The sequence below is a fragment of the Labrys sp. E2SS-1L genome (assembly GCF_057073705.1).
In genome coordinates, this window is the sequence record NZ_CP172713.1 from 1,467,192 (window position 1) to 1,481,021 (window position 13,830).

Sequence of the window (13,830 nt, forward strand, 5' to 3'; positions counted from 1 at the left end):
CCTCAACGCTCGACTCCTGGAGTTAACACTGGTTGGAGGAATGGATGACCGGTCGCCCGGCCGGCTTCTGGTGCTTCTGGTTTTCGCTGTCTGACTCCCGCCAGCCCCGTTGGCTGGTCTAGCTGGACAGTTGTCCGGCAACGAAAAGACGGAATGATGACAGCACGATGATGTGCACGCGGTCACGCACTGGCATGCGGAGCATGCCGACTGTCCGGATTGTCTGGAGTGTGTCGCGGGCGTACATACCCTCCTGCCATCAAGGCGGAGGGGACTGCCCTGCCGCCGGTTCAGATTCTCGTGTGATCCTGCGCCAGTCGGGCGACGATCATACGGTTCGCATTCGACAGGTCGCGGCCGGCACCTTTGCATTGGCTGCGGGTAGCCACGCCCATGCCCGGCATGCAAGCCGGCAGGGAGGAGGCGTCATCCGCAAACGCAAAGATGTCGAAATGGGTCGGCAACGGCATGTCCGGCTCTTGAAGGAAGAGGCCCATCCCCTTCCCGATGACTAGGCTTATGCCGCCCGAAAACGACAAAAATCAAGCGAGAAAGCACCATCACTGCGCAAAAACAGCAAAAATTTCGGAAGAATCGAGCTCTTTTCCAAGGAGAGCGATCCAAATGGATAATATCTTATATCCCTGGATAAGATATTGGGAACATCCGGCAGTAGCGCATCCGGCCTGCCAAGCGACCTGTGTCTCGCGCAGCGCGATTCAGCTATGCGAAACTATATGTTGCCTCTCCCTACTTTTGCCATTTCGTCAGAACAAAAGCGTGCCTATAACCAATCAAGCGTCATGACCGGCGTCGAGTCGGCCACCATTTTGGCCCGCCCCTCGGGACGGGCCTTGTCATGAATTGCCTGCTCCAATGTCCGAAGTGACCGCTGGCCTGATGCCCCGGATGGCACGGCCCAATTTCAGAACCACCGCGCTGATCATTGCCAGCGCCATGTTCATGGAACAGCTCGACGCCACCATCCTGGCGACAGCCCTGCCGACCATGGCCAAATCCTTCGACGTCTCGCCTGCGCATATGAGCATCGCTCTGACGTCCTATCTGCTCAGCCTGGCCGTGCTGATTCCCGCCAGTGGCAAGATCGCCGACCGCTATGGCGCCCGCAGCGTGTTTTCCATCGCCATCGCGGTGTTCATGCTGGGCTCGATCCTGTGCGCCTGGGCGCCGACTCTGCCCGTCCTGGTCGCCGCGCGGCTCCTGCAGGGCGCGGGCGGGGCGATGATGGTGCCGGTCGGCCGCCTGGTACTGCTGCGCACCGTCGACAAGTCGGACCTCGTCTCCGCCATGGGATGGCTGCTGGTGCCGGCGCTGATCGGCCCGATCCTCGGCCCGCCGGTCGGCGGTTTCATCGTCACCTTCCTCGACTGGCGCTGGATCTTCTACATCAACATCCCGATCGGCCTGCTCGGCCTGGTGCTGACCCAGATTTTCATTCCCAACATGAAGGAAGACAAGCGCGAGCCCTTCGACATGAAGGGATTCGTGCTCTCCGGCATTTCGCTCGCCTGCCTGCTGTTCGGCTTCGAAATGACCAGCCGCGGCAGCGCCGAGGAGGCGCCGCTCGCCATCGCCCTCCTGGTGATCGGCCTGGTCAGTGGTGCGATCTATGTCGTCCATGCTCGCAAGCCGCGCGACTTCGCCCCGATCCTCGACCTCAGCCTGATGCGGGTGCGCACCTTTCGCATCTCGCTGGTCGCCGGCTCGCTTTCGCGCATCACCCAGGGCGCCCAGCCTTTCCTGCTGCCGCTGATGATGCAGATCGGCTTCGGCATGTCGGCGGCGGAAAGCGGCCTGCTCACCCTTGCCACCGCCTGCGGCTCGATGCTGATGAAGGCGGCGGCCAAGCCGATCCTCAAGCGCTTCGGCTTCCGCACCACGCTGATCTGGAACAGCATCTTTTCCAGCCTGCTCTATGCAGCCTGTGCCCTGTTCCGCCCCGACTGGCCGCATTGGGCCATCTTCGCCGTGCTGCTGGTCTGCGGTTTCTCGATGTCGCTGCAGTTCACCGCCTACAACACCGTCTGCTACGACGACATTCCGCCAACCCGCACCTCCTCGGCCAACAGCTTCTACACCACCTTCCAGCAGTTGATGCTATCGTTCGGCATCTGCGCCGGCGCCCTCGCTCTGACCGGCTCGAAGCTGGTCCTGGGCCATGAGCACGCTACGCTGACGGATTTCTCGATGGCCTTCCTGTTCGTCACCGCGATCTCCCTGCTGGCTTCGCCGGTGAACGCCAAGCTGCCTTACAATGCGGGGGCCTCGATGAGCGGCCACCGCAAGCGGCACGAGGCCGAACAGGCGACGTGAGACGTCAGGCCGCCGGGCTTTCGCGCCGGTAAGGCTCGAGGGCGTTGAGGCCCAGGAGTTCCGTCAGCCTGGCACCGTCGCTGACGCGCCTAAACCAGCCGGGGGCCATCCAGGGCGCATCGCCGTCGACATTGGGGGCGCCGCGTCCGGCCGCGACATCCTCGATCCACAGCGTCCTCGTCTCCAGCGAAATGCGCGTGAAGTCGGTGCTGTTGGGCACGCCGGCATGGGCATGCGCGCTGGAGAAGGCGATCACCTCGCCTGGCTCGACCACCACCGGTTCGACGGCCCCGACATCCACGGCCCCGCTCAGATGCGGAATGGCATCGTCGGCATCGACGGCATGGCGGCCGGCGATCTTGGCGCGGGCCAGCACGGCCTCCAAATCGAAGGAGGCGCTGGTATTGGGCACCGCCCGGGTCCACAGATCCGGATAGATCGCGAAGGTGCGCCCGGCCGTGATCGGATAGATCGGCGCCCACCAATTGGTCTGGGCATACAGATTGGAGCCCCAGGTGTCGCGGTGAAAGGCGATGGTGGCGGTGCTGCGAGCCCTCGGCAGGTTCGCTTCGGGCGCCTGGTGAGGCTGGAAGCGGAGATGCAGCCGGTCACGCGCGAGCTTCTCCGGATCGAGCCCGAGCACCGCGAAAACCTCGCTCCACAGGCGCTTGACTTCCGCCGATTGGACGAACGCCTTCTGCAGCCGGGAAAACTCCTCGACCTGCCGGTCGTGAGACAGATGACGATGAATCTCCGGCGGCTGGTGCGGAAGGAAGGCCTCTTCCAGCAGGTCTCGGGTGAAGGCTACCAATGCCTGCATCGGCGAGAGCCCGCCAAAGCGAGCGATCTCGCCGGCATAGATCCGGTCATGGAAACCGCGCGGCGACACCGGAACGGCGAAGGACGAATACATGAGGCGAGCCCCGCTGTTTCAGGTATCGAACCCAAGACCGGCGCAACCCAGCGCTCGGTCACGAATGCGTTTGCACCGGAAGAAGCGTCATTCTGGCCCATTGCGACCGGGTGAGGCAATCGGGCCCGTCAGCTCTGTCGGGCCAGGCGCGGCTGCTCGTGCGGGGCTTCGTCCTGCAGCACCAGGCGCCCCTCCTCCGCCTTGTTGATGTACTGGCTCGCCACCAATACGCCCTTGATCGGACGCAGGATGGGAATGCAGGAGAGCAGCAGGAAGGGCAATGTGGTGACGAAATGCACCCAGAGCGGCGGCTCGAAGCTCAGTTCCATCCACATGCCGAAGCCGGTGGCCGGAAAGGCCATGGTCATCATCACGAAGAAGGCCGGGCCGTCAGCCGGGTCGGCAAAGGAGTAATCGAGCCCGCAGGCATTGCATTTGGGAGCAAGCGTCAGGAAGCCGTTGAAGAGCTTGCCGTGTCCGCAGCGCGGGCAACGGCCACGCATACCGCAGCGCCAGATCGATTGAGAGGCTGCCGATTGTTCTTCCATCGAAGGGCTCCTTCGTTCCGGCAGAATGTATGGATTGAATTTCCATACAAATGTGACTATCCTGCCATCAAGAATCAAGGGATCGACCTGGAATCGAAGAATTTTGCGATTTTCTGGGTCAATCAACACACGCTTTGTATTATTGTAGGCATACAAATGCAAGACAATTCGCCTGCGGCATTCTGGCTCCCCGCCGAACTGGCCCGCGATGCACCCAAATATCTCGCCATCGCCCAGGCGCTGTCGGCCGACATCCGCTCCGGACGCCTGGCAGCGGGCGTGCAATTGCCGCCCCAGCGCCAGCTCGCCAAGGCACTCGGCGTCGACCTCACCACGGTGACGCGAGCGTTCAACGAGGTCCGGCGCGCCGGGCTGGTGGAGGGCAACACCAAACGCGGCACCATCGTCAGCCCCTCCCGGACCGTGCCTGCCCGGATCATCGTCGACGAGCACCGCCCGGCCGAGGCGACGGCCCTGATCGATCTGAGCATGAACATGCCGCCCCAGCCGGCCGAAGCCGGCCTGCGCGAGGCGATCGCCGAAGGCATCGCCACCGTCCTTGCCTCCCCCCATGCGTTGGCGCGGCTGCATTACCAGGACAATGCCGGCATTCCCGGCGACCGTGCAGCCGGCGCCCGTTTCCTGGCGCCCCGCCTCGGTCCGGTGGCGCCGGAGCGGCTGGTCGTGACTTCGGGTTCGCAAGCGGCTCTCTTCGCCGTGGTTTCGGCCCTGCTCGAACCGGGATCGGTGCTGGCGGCGCCCGAAGTTACCTATCCCGGTCTGCGTTCGGTGGCCGCTCGCTGCGGCGTGAGGCTAGCGGCGGTGCGCACCGACCAGAACGGCCTCCTGCCGGACGATTTCGAAGCGCTCTGCCGTGCCAACCGGCCGAAAGCGCTCTATTGCGTGCCGACGCTCGACAACCCGACCACCGCGACCTTGCCCGCCGAGCGGCGGCAGGCCTTGGTCGCCATCGCCCGCAGGTACGATGTCGCCTTCATCGAGGACGATGCCTATGGCGCGCTGCCCGAACACGCGCCGGCCCCGCTTGCAGCCCTTGCCCCCGAACGAAGCTGGCACGTCGCCACGTTGTCCAAATGCGCGACGCCCGCCCTGAGGTTGGCCTATGTCGCCACGCCGGGCCAGGCCGAGGCGCTCGAAATCACGGCCCAGACCCGGATCATCAATCTGATGGCGCCCCCGTTGATGTCCGGCCTGGCGACCGCCTGGATCAAGGACGGCACCATGGCCCGCCTGACGTCCGCCATCCGGCGCGAGAACCATGCACGCCAGGCCATCGCCGCGACGGCGCTGAATGGCTTCACCTATCGCGCGGCCGCGGATGCGCACCATCTCTGGCTGAGCTTGCCGCCGGCCTGGGTCGGGGCCGATCTCAGCGCCGTCGCCCGCAAAGCCGGGCTCGCCCTGGTCGGCAGCGCTGCCTTCGCAGTCGGCGCCCCGCCGCCGGCGTTGCGCATCTCGCTCGGTGCGGCACCGAGCCACGACGCCCTGCGCCAAGGCCTCAACACGCTGGCAGCCCTGCTTTCGGTACCACCGGAGGGCGTGCCGGGAATCGTCTGACCGAGGGCGTGTTAGAACGAAGAGACACATCCATGCGGAGTGTCAGCCTCCGGCTGACATCGTAGAAACGAAGCATGCGCCGATCGGCGAGATGTCAGCCCCGCTCCATCATCGGATAGAGCCGTGAGGCTGATACTTCCATGCTCTCCACATCCAACCAACCGCGCAATTACGCGAACGGGACAATCCGGGCCCGTGCGTAAAGGGTTTGGTTACCAAGATTGGGCAAAGATTTGCGCGTCGGTCGGCGGATCGACGGCGCTGGGCGTTCCCCCTCGCAACCACCCGCAAACAGTACCCACCCCTAGAGCAAAGCGCGTTCAGGCGTGAACGCTTTTTTGCTCTAGCTCTTTGGTTCGACGCGTCTTGGGGTCCTCGCGCCGCAAGGCCGCCTGGCCACCCGGAAGCGAGTAGCATGACCCACGCCCGTTCCACCGGCAGCTATGTCCGAAGCCGCAGGCCTCGCCGGAACACCACCGGCTGGATGGCGCTTGCGGGCCTGTGCTTCGGGGCTGCTGCCGCGACCTGGACGGCGGTCGCACTGGTAGCGCCTTCGATGGTCTCCGCTTCCAAGCCTTCCCATCTGCATCTGCGCGCCGAGGATCCCTTTGCGCCCAAGGCCCTGGTACAGGCGAGCGTGCTCCGGCCAGCGCCACTGCCGGTGGAACATGAGGTTGCCGCCGCCGCACCCAAACCGGCAACCGACAACACCGGTCCCGAAATCGCGCAGGGTGTGCGCCTGCCAGCCGCAGACGGCCGCGTTCACCCGTCTGCCCCCATGCTCGCCAGCCTGATGGCCTTTGCCCCTGATGACGACGGCACGCATGAGGCCCTCCCCGTCATCCGTTCCGTGCAGACGGTCGCGGCCTTGCCCTCGCCGCCGGCGGAAGCGGCGGCCCCGGATGTCGTCGCCACCGGCAGCGTGCCTGATACCGCAGCCGAAGCCCTACCCCTGCCGCCGATCCGCCCCCTCGACGGCGGCCAGATCGCCGAGGGTCAAATCGGCGCTGGCCTGGCCGAGAACGATCCGGCCGATCTGGTCCCGCTGCCGCCCACCCGGCCGGCCATCCCCCTGACGGCCCTCGCCTCCATCGACCCGGATGAGGCACGCCCCCTCGACCGGCCCGCCATCGAGCCTCCGCTGTCGCGCCCGATGGCCGGCAATCGCACCGCCATCTACGATATCTCCGCCCGCACGGTCTATCTGCCCAGTGGCGAGCGTCTCGAAGCCCATTCCGGCCTCGGCCCCTATCTCGACGATCCCGGCTCGGTGCATGTGAAGAACCGGGGCGCCACGCCGCCGCAGACCTATGACCTCAAGCCGCGCGAAGCCCTGTTCCATGGCGTTGCCGCCCTGCGCATGATCCCTGCCAACGGATCGGGCACCGTGCTCGGACGCGACGGCCTGCTGGCGCATACCTACATGCTCGGGCCGCGCGGCGATTCGAATGGCTGCGTCTCCTTCAAGGACTATGCCCGCTTCCTGCGCGCCTATCGCAATGGCGAGGTCAACAGGCTGGTGGTCGTCACCGGGAACGGCAAGGCGAGCAACCAGATCGCCTCGCGCAACAAGAGCCGCTGGTGGTTTGCGTCCGGGCGCTGAGCCTGCCGAAGCCTTTTGCTACGGAAGGCAAGCGTCGATCGCGAAGCGACTTCGAACCAAAGCACGCAGATAAGGAAGCGTTTGCGCCCGAACGCTTTTGCTTTCATTACTCACCTTTTGGTCATCCTGGATCTGCACCGCATCGCTGCATGCTGCAGTGCGTCCGGGATGGCTCTCGTGAGTAAGCACTTTTTGCTTTAGGATCACAGCCTGTCATTCAATCTGGCAGATCCGGCTCGCACCTTGGCTGCACCGGCCGAGTAGCCGCATCGTATTGATGCCGGCACCGCAATATTCGCAGCCCCTGCCCACCGCGCTACACAGGCATTATCACATCTGGCGCGGAAGTCCTTCCGATCGGGAGCCACTTCCAAGGGCTTCTATCCTGATGGATCATAGCTGCAATCAATAGAGCTAAATCAATTCTTCGAGTGCATGCTGGCCAAGGGAGACCGGAACGCTGCACTCTCTCGCCTCAGGCCCTTGAACGCGCCGCGGCACGCTACTCGCTAGGTCATGTCTGCTTGCCTTTGCCTGCGCCCCCGCGCGGACGATGAGCAGCAGGCCAAGTACCCGTTTTGCATGCGGGCCATCCCCCGCATAGGCCGACCGGCCATCGTGGCGTCGCCCCGCGCTCGTCTGGTCCGGGAATTGCATTCGAACAAGAACGCGTGAAGGAGGAAACCGGCTTGAGTTCCACATCGATCGGCACGGCTGCCCCAGCTTTGCAGCGCCCTGAAGACGAGAATCTGGGCATCGGCGCCAACCTGGCCTATGGCCTGCAGCACGTCCTGACCATGTATGGCGGCATCGTTGCCGTGCCGCTGATCGTCGGCCAGGCGGCCGGGCTTGCGCCCGAGGAGGTCGGCATGCTGATCACCGCCTCGCTGTTCGCGGGGGGCCTTGCCACCATCCTGCAGACCCTGGGCCTGCCCCTGTTCGGCTGCCGCCTGCCTTTGGTGCAGGGCGTCTCCTTTGCCGGCGTCGCCACCATGGTGGCCATCGTCGTCAGCCCCACCGGCGGCGGCCTGCCGGCCGTGCTCGGCGCGGTCATGGCCGCCTCCCTGCTCGGGCTTCTGATCACCCCGGTCTTCTCCAAGATCACCCAGTTCTTCCCGCCCCTGGTCACCGGCATCGTCATCACCACCATCGGCCTCACCCTGATGCCGGTGGCGGCACGCTGGGCCATGGGCGGCAATCCCAAGGCCCCCGATTTCGGCAGCATGCCCAATATCGCGCTCGCCGGTGCCACGCTCGGCATCGTGCTGCTCCTGAGCAAGCTCGGCAACGCTGCGATCTCCCGCCTGTCGATCCTGCTCGCCATGGTGATCGGCACCGCCATCGCCATGGCCTTCGGCATGACCGATTTCTCCAAGGTCGCCAGCGGCCCCACCGCGGCCCTGCCCAGCCTGTTCCATTTCGGCTGGCCGACCTTCCAGATCGCCGCCGTCGTCTCGATGTTCATCGTCATCATCGTCACCCTGGTGGAAACCTCGGCCGACATCCTGGCCGTCGGCGAGATCATCGGCACCAAGGTCGACTCGCGCCGCCTCGGCGACGGCCTGCGTGCCGACATGCTCTCCTCGACCCTGGCACCGATCTTCGGCTCCTTCACCCAGAGCGCCTTTGCCCAGAATGTCGGCCTGATCGCCGTCACCGGCATCAAGAGCCGCTTCGTGGTCGCCACCGCCGGCCTCATCCTGGTGACGCTCGGCCTGCTGCCGGTGATGGGGCGGGTGATCGCCGCCGTGCCGCCCGCGGTGCTGGGCGGGGCCGGCATCGTGCTGTTCGGCACCGTGGCGGCCAGCGGCATCCGCTCGCTCTCCAAGGTCGACTACACCAACAACATGAACCTCATCATCGTGGCGACCTCGATCGGCTTCGGCATGATCCCGATCGCCGCGCCCCAGTTCTACGAGCACTTCCCGTCCTGGTTCGTCACCATCTTCCATTCCGGCATCAGCTCGGCCGCGCTGATGGCGATCACGCTGAACCTGGTGTTCAACCATTTCAGGGCCGGCAATTCCGACCAGCAATCGGTGTTCGTCGCCGGCATGGAGCGCACTCTGCGCTACCAGGACATCTCGATGCTGCATGAGGGCGACTATTTCCTCAACGGCAAGCTCTATGATGCCAATGGCAGCGAGGTGAAGGTCGAGGGACCGGGCCACCATTGACGCTGGAGAAAAGTGCCGCCCCTGGCCGCACGCGGGTCGGGGGCGGGGGCGGCCCCTTCAAGACGGCGCAGAAGCGCTTCCGGCATGCTCGTCCAGCACCGTGGCGATCACCTTCCTGGCTGACAGCTCGGTCGGCAGCGTACTGCCATGACCGCAGCAGATGAGCAGGGCCTTCCACAGGGCCCAGCCGCGGGCACGGGCCCAGATCGCCTCGTCAAATCCCGCCGCCGACAGTCTTGCCTTGAAAGCCGCACGGCTTTCGCCCCGCAGGAAGGTCCAGGCGATCACCAGGTCGCAGGCAGGATCGCCGACCGCGCTGCTGCCGAAATCGATCACGGCGCTCAGCCGTCCCTTGCGCAGCAGCAGGTTGCCGACGGCGATATCGCCATGCACCCAGACGGGCGGCGATTGCCATTGCGCCGCCAGTGCCGCCTCCCAGACCTGGCCCGCCGCAGCGGCATCGATCTCGCCCGCAAGTCGATCGAGGCAACGCCGCGTCTCGGCGTCGTAGACTGAGAGCGCCCCACCGCGATGAAAATTATCCGCCCCGGCGGCTGGCCCCTCGGCGGGCGCGCGCTGCAGGGCCAGCAGGAACTGCGCAAGATCGGCCGCAAATCCGACGGGATCGGTGAGTTGCTCGAACACCACCGGCTTGCCCTCGATCCAGCGCTGGACCGACCAGGGATAGGGATAGCCTTCCGCCGGGCGGCCGAGGGCAAGCGGGGCTGGGATCGGCAAGGGCAGATGCGGGGCCAGCGCGGGCAGAAAGCGCCATTCCTTCTCGACCTGCGGCACATAGGAGGCGGCGGTCGGCAGACGCACCTTCTTGTCCTCGCCGAGGCGGAAGGTGGAGTTGTCCCAGCCATTGCGCTCGACCGGCCGGACCGGCTGATCGGCCCAATCGGGAAACTGGCTGTCGACCAGGCGGCGCACCAGCCCGACCTCGATCGTCAAGCGGCCAGTCATGCAGCATCCTCCCATTCGAGCCGATTGCCGGCCCCAACCGTCAAGCGGCCCGCGCCGGCCCCACCAGGAAGCGGATCGCCAGGAAGGACAGTCCGCCGAGCCCGCCCAGCAGGGCCGTCACCGCCAGGGACAGGCCGGCGCCGATGGTGGTCAGCGCGAAGGCGAAGGCAAAGGGCGCCATCGCGGCCACGATCAGGCGGGCGGCCATCACCTTGCCCTGCAGCGTGCCATACCCTTCGCTGCCGAACAAAGCCAGCGGCAGGGTACCGATCACGATGCTGAACAGCCCGTTGCCCAGGCCGAACACCACCGCAAACACCATCGCGCCCGTGGTGGAGGGCGCCGTGAGGGCGAGCAGGGCCACGGAGGCCGGCATCAGCGTCGCCGCGATCAGCGCGAGGGCGATCGGCGGCAGATTGCGCCCGAACACCATGTTGACCAGGCGGCTGAGCACCTGGGACGGGCCGAACAGCGTGCCGACCACCGCCGCCGACGTTCCGAGCCCGAGGCCGGACAGCAGCGGGATCATGTGGACCAGGATGGCCGCAACCACCAGCGACAAGGCGGCAAAGCCGACGAGCATCAGCCGAAAGCCTGCCTTGCGCTGGGCGGGCGCGAGCAGGCCCGCCACCGCCGACTGCTGCCCGATGGCCGCACCACCCTGCTTCGACAACCCAAGCGAGAGCCAGACATACAGGGGAAAACAGACCGCCAGATTGAGCCCGGCGAAGACGAGATAGACGTCCTGCCAGCTCATGCGCTCATGCAAAGCGGTGGTAACAGGCCAGAACACAGTGGAGGCAAAGCCCGCGATCAAGGTGAGATAGGTGATGCTGCGCTGGGCAGCCCGCGGGCGGATCTGCACCAGCAAGGCGAAGGCAGCGCCGTAGAGCACCAGGTTGGAGGCTGTCTCCATCGCGATCAGCGCCGCCACGAAGGCCACGCCGCCCGGCGCCAGCGCACAGGCAGCCAATGATGCCGAAGCAGCCAGGGAACCGACCGCCATCACGCGGCCCGCTCCGATCGCATCGATCAGCCGACCGACCCAGGGCGCCGTGGCACCGCCGATCAGCAGCGCGGCCGAGAGCGCGCCGAACACCCATTCGGTGGTCCAGCCCAGGCCCTTCGCCATATCGGCGGCCAGGATGCTGAAACTGTAATAGAGCGTGCCATAGCCGATGATCTGGGTGACGCCCAGGGCGATGATGGCCGCGACGGGCGAGCGTTCCGCATGCATGTCTGGATCAGTCGCAATCAGGTCCGACGATAGGTCACGACTTCATCATCTTCCTTGACGAAGTGCTCGACCGGCCGGTCGAGCAGGTCGAGCACCGCCTCGGAAGGACGGCACAGGCGCGTACCATGTGCCGTCTCGACGATGGGCCGGTTGATCAGGATCGGATGCGCCAGCATGAAGTCGATGATCTGCTCGTCGCTCCATTTCGGGTCACCCAGGCCGAGCTCGGCATAGGGCGTGCCCTTCTCGCGCAACAAGTCGCGCGGCTGCATCGCCATGGCGGCCAGCAGTGCGACGAGCTTGTCCCGTGAGGGTGGGGCGTCGAGATACTCGACGACCACCGGCTCCTCGCCCGACTGGCGGATCATGGCGAGGGTGTTGCGCGAAGTGCCGCAGGCCGGATTGTGATAGATAGTGACACTCATCGCGGGGGCTTTCGATCGGAACCACGGAGCTGGCGCCAACGCTGCTCCGACAAAACACCCATCGCATGAGGGCGGCCAGCGGCTCAAGGCCCCTGCCCTGCGCCAAGGTGCCGCCGGAAGAAGTCGAGGAGCTCGGCGTTGAAGCCTCGATGGAAGGCAATCGATCGAAGCCTGCCCCATCCGCGCAGATCTCCGCCTCGCCGAAATCGGCGGCGGCCTTGGCAGACTCGGCGCTGCAGGGCGCCAGGAAGGCGAAATGCCCGGCTTTGGCGGCGGCATGCATCTCCGGCAGGGTGGCAAGATTGCGTGCCACCGTCTCGACATCCTTCGGCACCACGCCGTCGCCACCGAACTCGGAAGCCCATAGTTGCACCGGAATGCCGACCGGCACCAGGCCTGCGGGCGGGAGGAGCGCTACAATGCCTTCTTGCCGAAGCGCTGCTCGAGGAAGCGGGTGATGATCTCCACCACCAGTTCATGATCGGCCTGCTGGGGCAGGCCCGATATGGTGATGGCGCCGACCAGGCCGGTGCCCTCAACGATGATCGGAAAACTGCCGCCATGCGCGGCATATTCCTTGGGGTCGACCATGAAGCGATCGTGGAAGGAGGGGCCGCCCGGCAGCGTCGACTGGCCCATATAGAAGGAGGAATGACCGAACCGGTAGACCACCGCCGATTTGCGGGCGATCCATTGGTCATTGTCGAGCGAAGTGCCGGCCAGGGCAGCATGGAAGAGCTGCTGGCGGTTGCGCGTAACATTGATCGCCACCGGCAAGGCGCGTTCGCGGGCAATGCCAAGCGCCAGCGTGCCCAGATCAATGGCAATCTCGTTGTCGAAGGCTGGAAAGGTGAGCACCGCCTCCTGGCGCAGCAACTCGCTCAGCGTGATCTCGTTGGGCATGTCGGCCTCCTTGCCCGACGATCATGCGGGCGCCCGCCAGCCCTGGCAAGCCGGCAAGCGGGCTCCCACACAGGCAAGGCCTGCACCAGCGCGCCGATCTCGCTCCGTCACCGGATGGAATGGAGGCCACCCCGCCGGGAGCCATCGGCGTTCCTATTTGCGGAAGCTCGCCTCGCCCGCATCCGACACCTGCACCCAGCGCTTGTCCGGCGCTGCGCCGGCGACATAGGCATCGTTCCAGTTCCACCATTTATAGGGCGGCGTCTGCGGATAGCCTTCGGGCGAATCCTCCCAGGCCTCCTGGCGGCCGAGCGGCGTGATGTCGAGATAGTTCCAGGTGCCGCCCATCTGCTCGTCGCCGCGGCTGTTGACCAAATAGGTGCGGAAGATCCGCTCGCCGTCACGGTAGAACACATTGGTGCCGTGCCACTCGCCCACGCCGAAATCCCAGTCGAAATCGTCGAGCACGGTGTACCATGGCATGGTCCAGCCCATGCGCTGCTTCAGCCTGGCGATATCGCCCTGCGGCGCCCGCGAGAGGAAGACAAGCGTGGTGTCGCGGGCATTGAGATGGGAAAGATGGGCGACCTGGTCGGCCACCATCGAGCAGCCTCGGCAGGCATGGTCGGGCCAGCCGAATACGCCCGGCTCGAAGAAGGCGCGATAGGCGATGAGTTGGCTGCGGCCCTCGAACAGCTCGGCGAGACTTGCGCGCGCCTGCGGCCCCTCGAAGACATAGGCCTTCTCCACCGCCATCCAGGGCATGCGCCGGCGCTGGGCCGCCAGGGCATCGCGGGCGCGGGTGTGGGCCTTTTCCATCGCCAGCAGCCGCTCATGGGCCGCCTGCCATTCCTGCGGCGACACCACCGGCGGGGTGTGCATGCCCGTGGCTCCGTTCTGTCCATTTCCGGCTGGAGTGGTCATCGCAAATCTCCTCATCCGAGCGCCCACCGTACCGCATGCTTCAAGCGCATCGGCACGCGCCGCCCTTGGTTCTTTATCGGTGAGGAGAGAGTGCCACCGGGAGGCGGAGGGGTGGGAGTAACAAGTGTGGCGGCATTCGGAAGGAGCCCCGGTCGCAAGCGCAGACCCGAATTCCCGGCAACGGCTTGCATTGTTTCGGCCCGGTCAAGGACAGGCATGTTG

General features: G+C 65.6%; 12 protein-coding genes. 4 read left to right on the forward strand and 8 right to left on the reverse strand.

Translation table 11 applies throughout. The features are described 5' to 3' along the window. Positions 1–290: 290 nt before the first annotated feature. Positions 291–470: a hypothetical protein gene (locus tag ACIGJE_RS32310; RefSeq protein ID WP_394315617.1), complete on the reverse strand. Its 180-nt coding sequence runs from the start codon at positions 468–470 to the stop codon at positions 291–293. A 406-nt stretch (positions 471–876) separates the two neighbouring features. Here ACIGJE_RS32310 and ACIGJE_RS32315 point away from each other — a divergent pair, with 406 nt between their 5' ends. Then, positions 877–2,334, forward strand: a complete 1,458-nt coding sequence (locus tag ACIGJE_RS32315; protein WP_311944252.1) for a DHA2 family efflux MFS transporter permease subunit — start codon at positions 877–879, stop codon at positions 2,332–2,334. Positions 2,335–2,338: 4 nt separating this feature from the next. Here the strand turns inward: ACIGJE_RS32315 and ACIGJE_RS32320 are convergent, their stop codons facing one another. Next, positions 2,339–3,247 carry a hypothetical protein gene (locus ACIGJE_RS32320; protein ID WP_415080746.1) on the reverse strand — a complete coding sequence of 303 codons (909 nt, stop codon included), beginning with the start codon at positions 3,245–3,247 and terminating at the stop codon, positions 2,339–2,341. Between the two features lie 128 nt (positions 3,248–3,375). Next, positions 3,376–3,795, reverse strand: a complete 420-nt coding sequence (locus ACIGJE_RS32325; protein ID WP_394315621.1) for a DUF983 domain-containing protein — start codon at positions 3,793–3,795, stop codon at positions 3,376–3,378. Between the two features lie 156 nt (positions 3,796–3,951). On the opposite strand from ACIGJE_RS32325, the gene ACIGJE_RS32330 reads away from it, so the two are divergent. The 3 genes from ACIGJE_RS32330 to ACIGJE_RS32340 all read left to right on the forward strand — a co-directional run bounded on the left by ACIGJE_RS32330 (position 3,952) and on the right by ACIGJE_RS32340 (position 9,153). Then, a complete protein-coding gene (locus ACIGJE_RS32330) occupies positions 3,952–5,373 on the forward strand; it encodes an aminotransferase-like domain-containing protein (RefSeq protein WP_415080744.1) in 1,422 nt (473 codons plus the stop codon). 415 nt (positions 5,374–5,788) lie between these two features. After that, a complete protein-coding gene (locus tag ACIGJE_RS32335) occupies positions 5,789–6,976 on the forward strand; it encodes a DUF2778 domain-containing protein (protein ID WP_415080742.1) in 1,188 nt (395 codons plus the stop codon). 689 nt (positions 6,977–7,665) lie between these two features. Further along, positions 7,666–9,153 (forward strand): nucleobase:cation symporter-2 family protein, encoded by a 1,488-nt coding sequence (locus ACIGJE_RS32340; protein WP_311940302.1) that lies wholly within the window; start codon positions 7,666–7,668, stop codon positions 9,151–9,153. A 57-nt stretch (positions 9,154–9,210) separates the two neighbouring features. Here ACIGJE_RS32340 and ACIGJE_RS32345 read toward each other — a convergent pair whose 3' ends face one another. The 5 genes from ACIGJE_RS32345 to ACIGJE_RS32365 form a co-directional block, all read right to left on the reverse strand. Continuing rightward, a complete protein-coding gene (locus ACIGJE_RS32345) occupies positions 9,211–10,119 on the reverse strand; it encodes an aminoglycoside phosphotransferase family protein (RefSeq protein WP_311942986.1) in 909 nt (302 codons plus the stop codon). Between the two features lie 40 nt (positions 10,120–10,159). Beyond that, positions 10,160–11,356, reverse strand: a complete 1,197-nt coding sequence (arsK, locus tag ACIGJE_RS32350; RefSeq protein ID WP_311942988.1) for an arsenite efflux MFS transporter ArsK — start codon at positions 11,354–11,356, stop codon at positions 10,160–10,162. Between the two features lie 17 nt (positions 11,357–11,373). After that, positions 11,374–11,781, reverse strand: a complete 408-nt coding sequence (arsC, locus tag ACIGJE_RS32355) for an arsenate reductase (glutaredoxin) (RefSeq protein ID WP_311942990.1) — start codon at positions 11,779–11,781, stop codon at positions 11,374–11,376. Between the two features lie 414 nt (positions 11,782–12,195). Then, positions 12,196–12,684, reverse strand: coding sequence for a heme-degrading domain-containing protein (locus ACIGJE_RS32360; RefSeq protein WP_311942992.1), 489 nt, complete (start codon positions 12,682–12,684; stop codon positions 12,196–12,198). A 153-nt stretch (positions 12,685–12,837) separates the two neighbouring features. Next, positions 12,838–13,608: a DUF899 domain-containing protein gene (locus ACIGJE_RS32365; protein WP_415087357.1), complete on the reverse strand. Its 771-nt coding sequence runs from the start codon at positions 13,606–13,608 to the stop codon at positions 12,838–12,840. Between the last annotated feature and the right edge of the window lie 222 nt (positions 13,609–13,830).

Coding starts and splice junctions, on each gene's coding strand:
- ACIGJE_RS32310 (WP_394315617.1), bottom strand. CDS start 470: ATGCCGTTGCCGACCCATTTCGACATCTTTGCGTTTGCGGATGACGCC.
- ACIGJE_RS32315 (WP_311944252.1), top strand. CDS start 877: ATGTCCGAAGTGACCGCTGGCCTGATGCCCCGGATGGCACGGCCCAAT.
- ACIGJE_RS32320 (WP_415080746.1), bottom strand. CDS start 3,247: ATGTATTCGTCCTTCGCCGTTCCGGTGTCGCCGCGCGGTTTCCATGAC.
- ACIGJE_RS32325 (WP_394315621.1), bottom strand. CDS start 3,795: ATGGAAGAACAATCGGCAGCCTCTCAATCGATCTGGCGCTGCGGTATG.
- ACIGJE_RS32330 (WP_415080744.1), top strand. CDS start 3,952: ATGCAAGACAATTCGCCTGCGGCATTCTGGCTCCCCGCCGAACTGGCC.
- ACIGJE_RS32335 (WP_415080742.1), top strand. CDS start 5,789: ATGACCCACGCCCGTTCCACCGGCAGCTATGTCCGAAGCCGCAGGCCT.
- ACIGJE_RS32345 (WP_311942986.1), bottom strand. CDS start 10,119: ATGACTGGCCGCTTGACGATCGAGGTCGGGCTGGTGCGCCGCCTGGTC.
- arsK (WP_311942988.1), bottom strand. CDS start 11,356: ATGCATGCGGAACGCTCGCCCGTCGCGGCCATCATCGCCCTGGGCGTC.
- arsC (WP_311942990.1), bottom strand. CDS start 11,781: ATGAGTGTCACTATCTATCACAATCCGGCCTGCGGCACTTCGCGCAAC.
- ACIGJE_RS32360 (WP_311942992.1), bottom strand. CDS start 12,684: ATGCCCAACGAGATCACGCTGAGCGAGTTGCTGCGCCAGGAGGCGGTG.
- ACIGJE_RS32365 (WP_415087357.1), bottom strand. CDS start 13,608: ATGACCACTCCAGCCGGAAATGGACAGAACGGAGCCACGGGCATGCAC.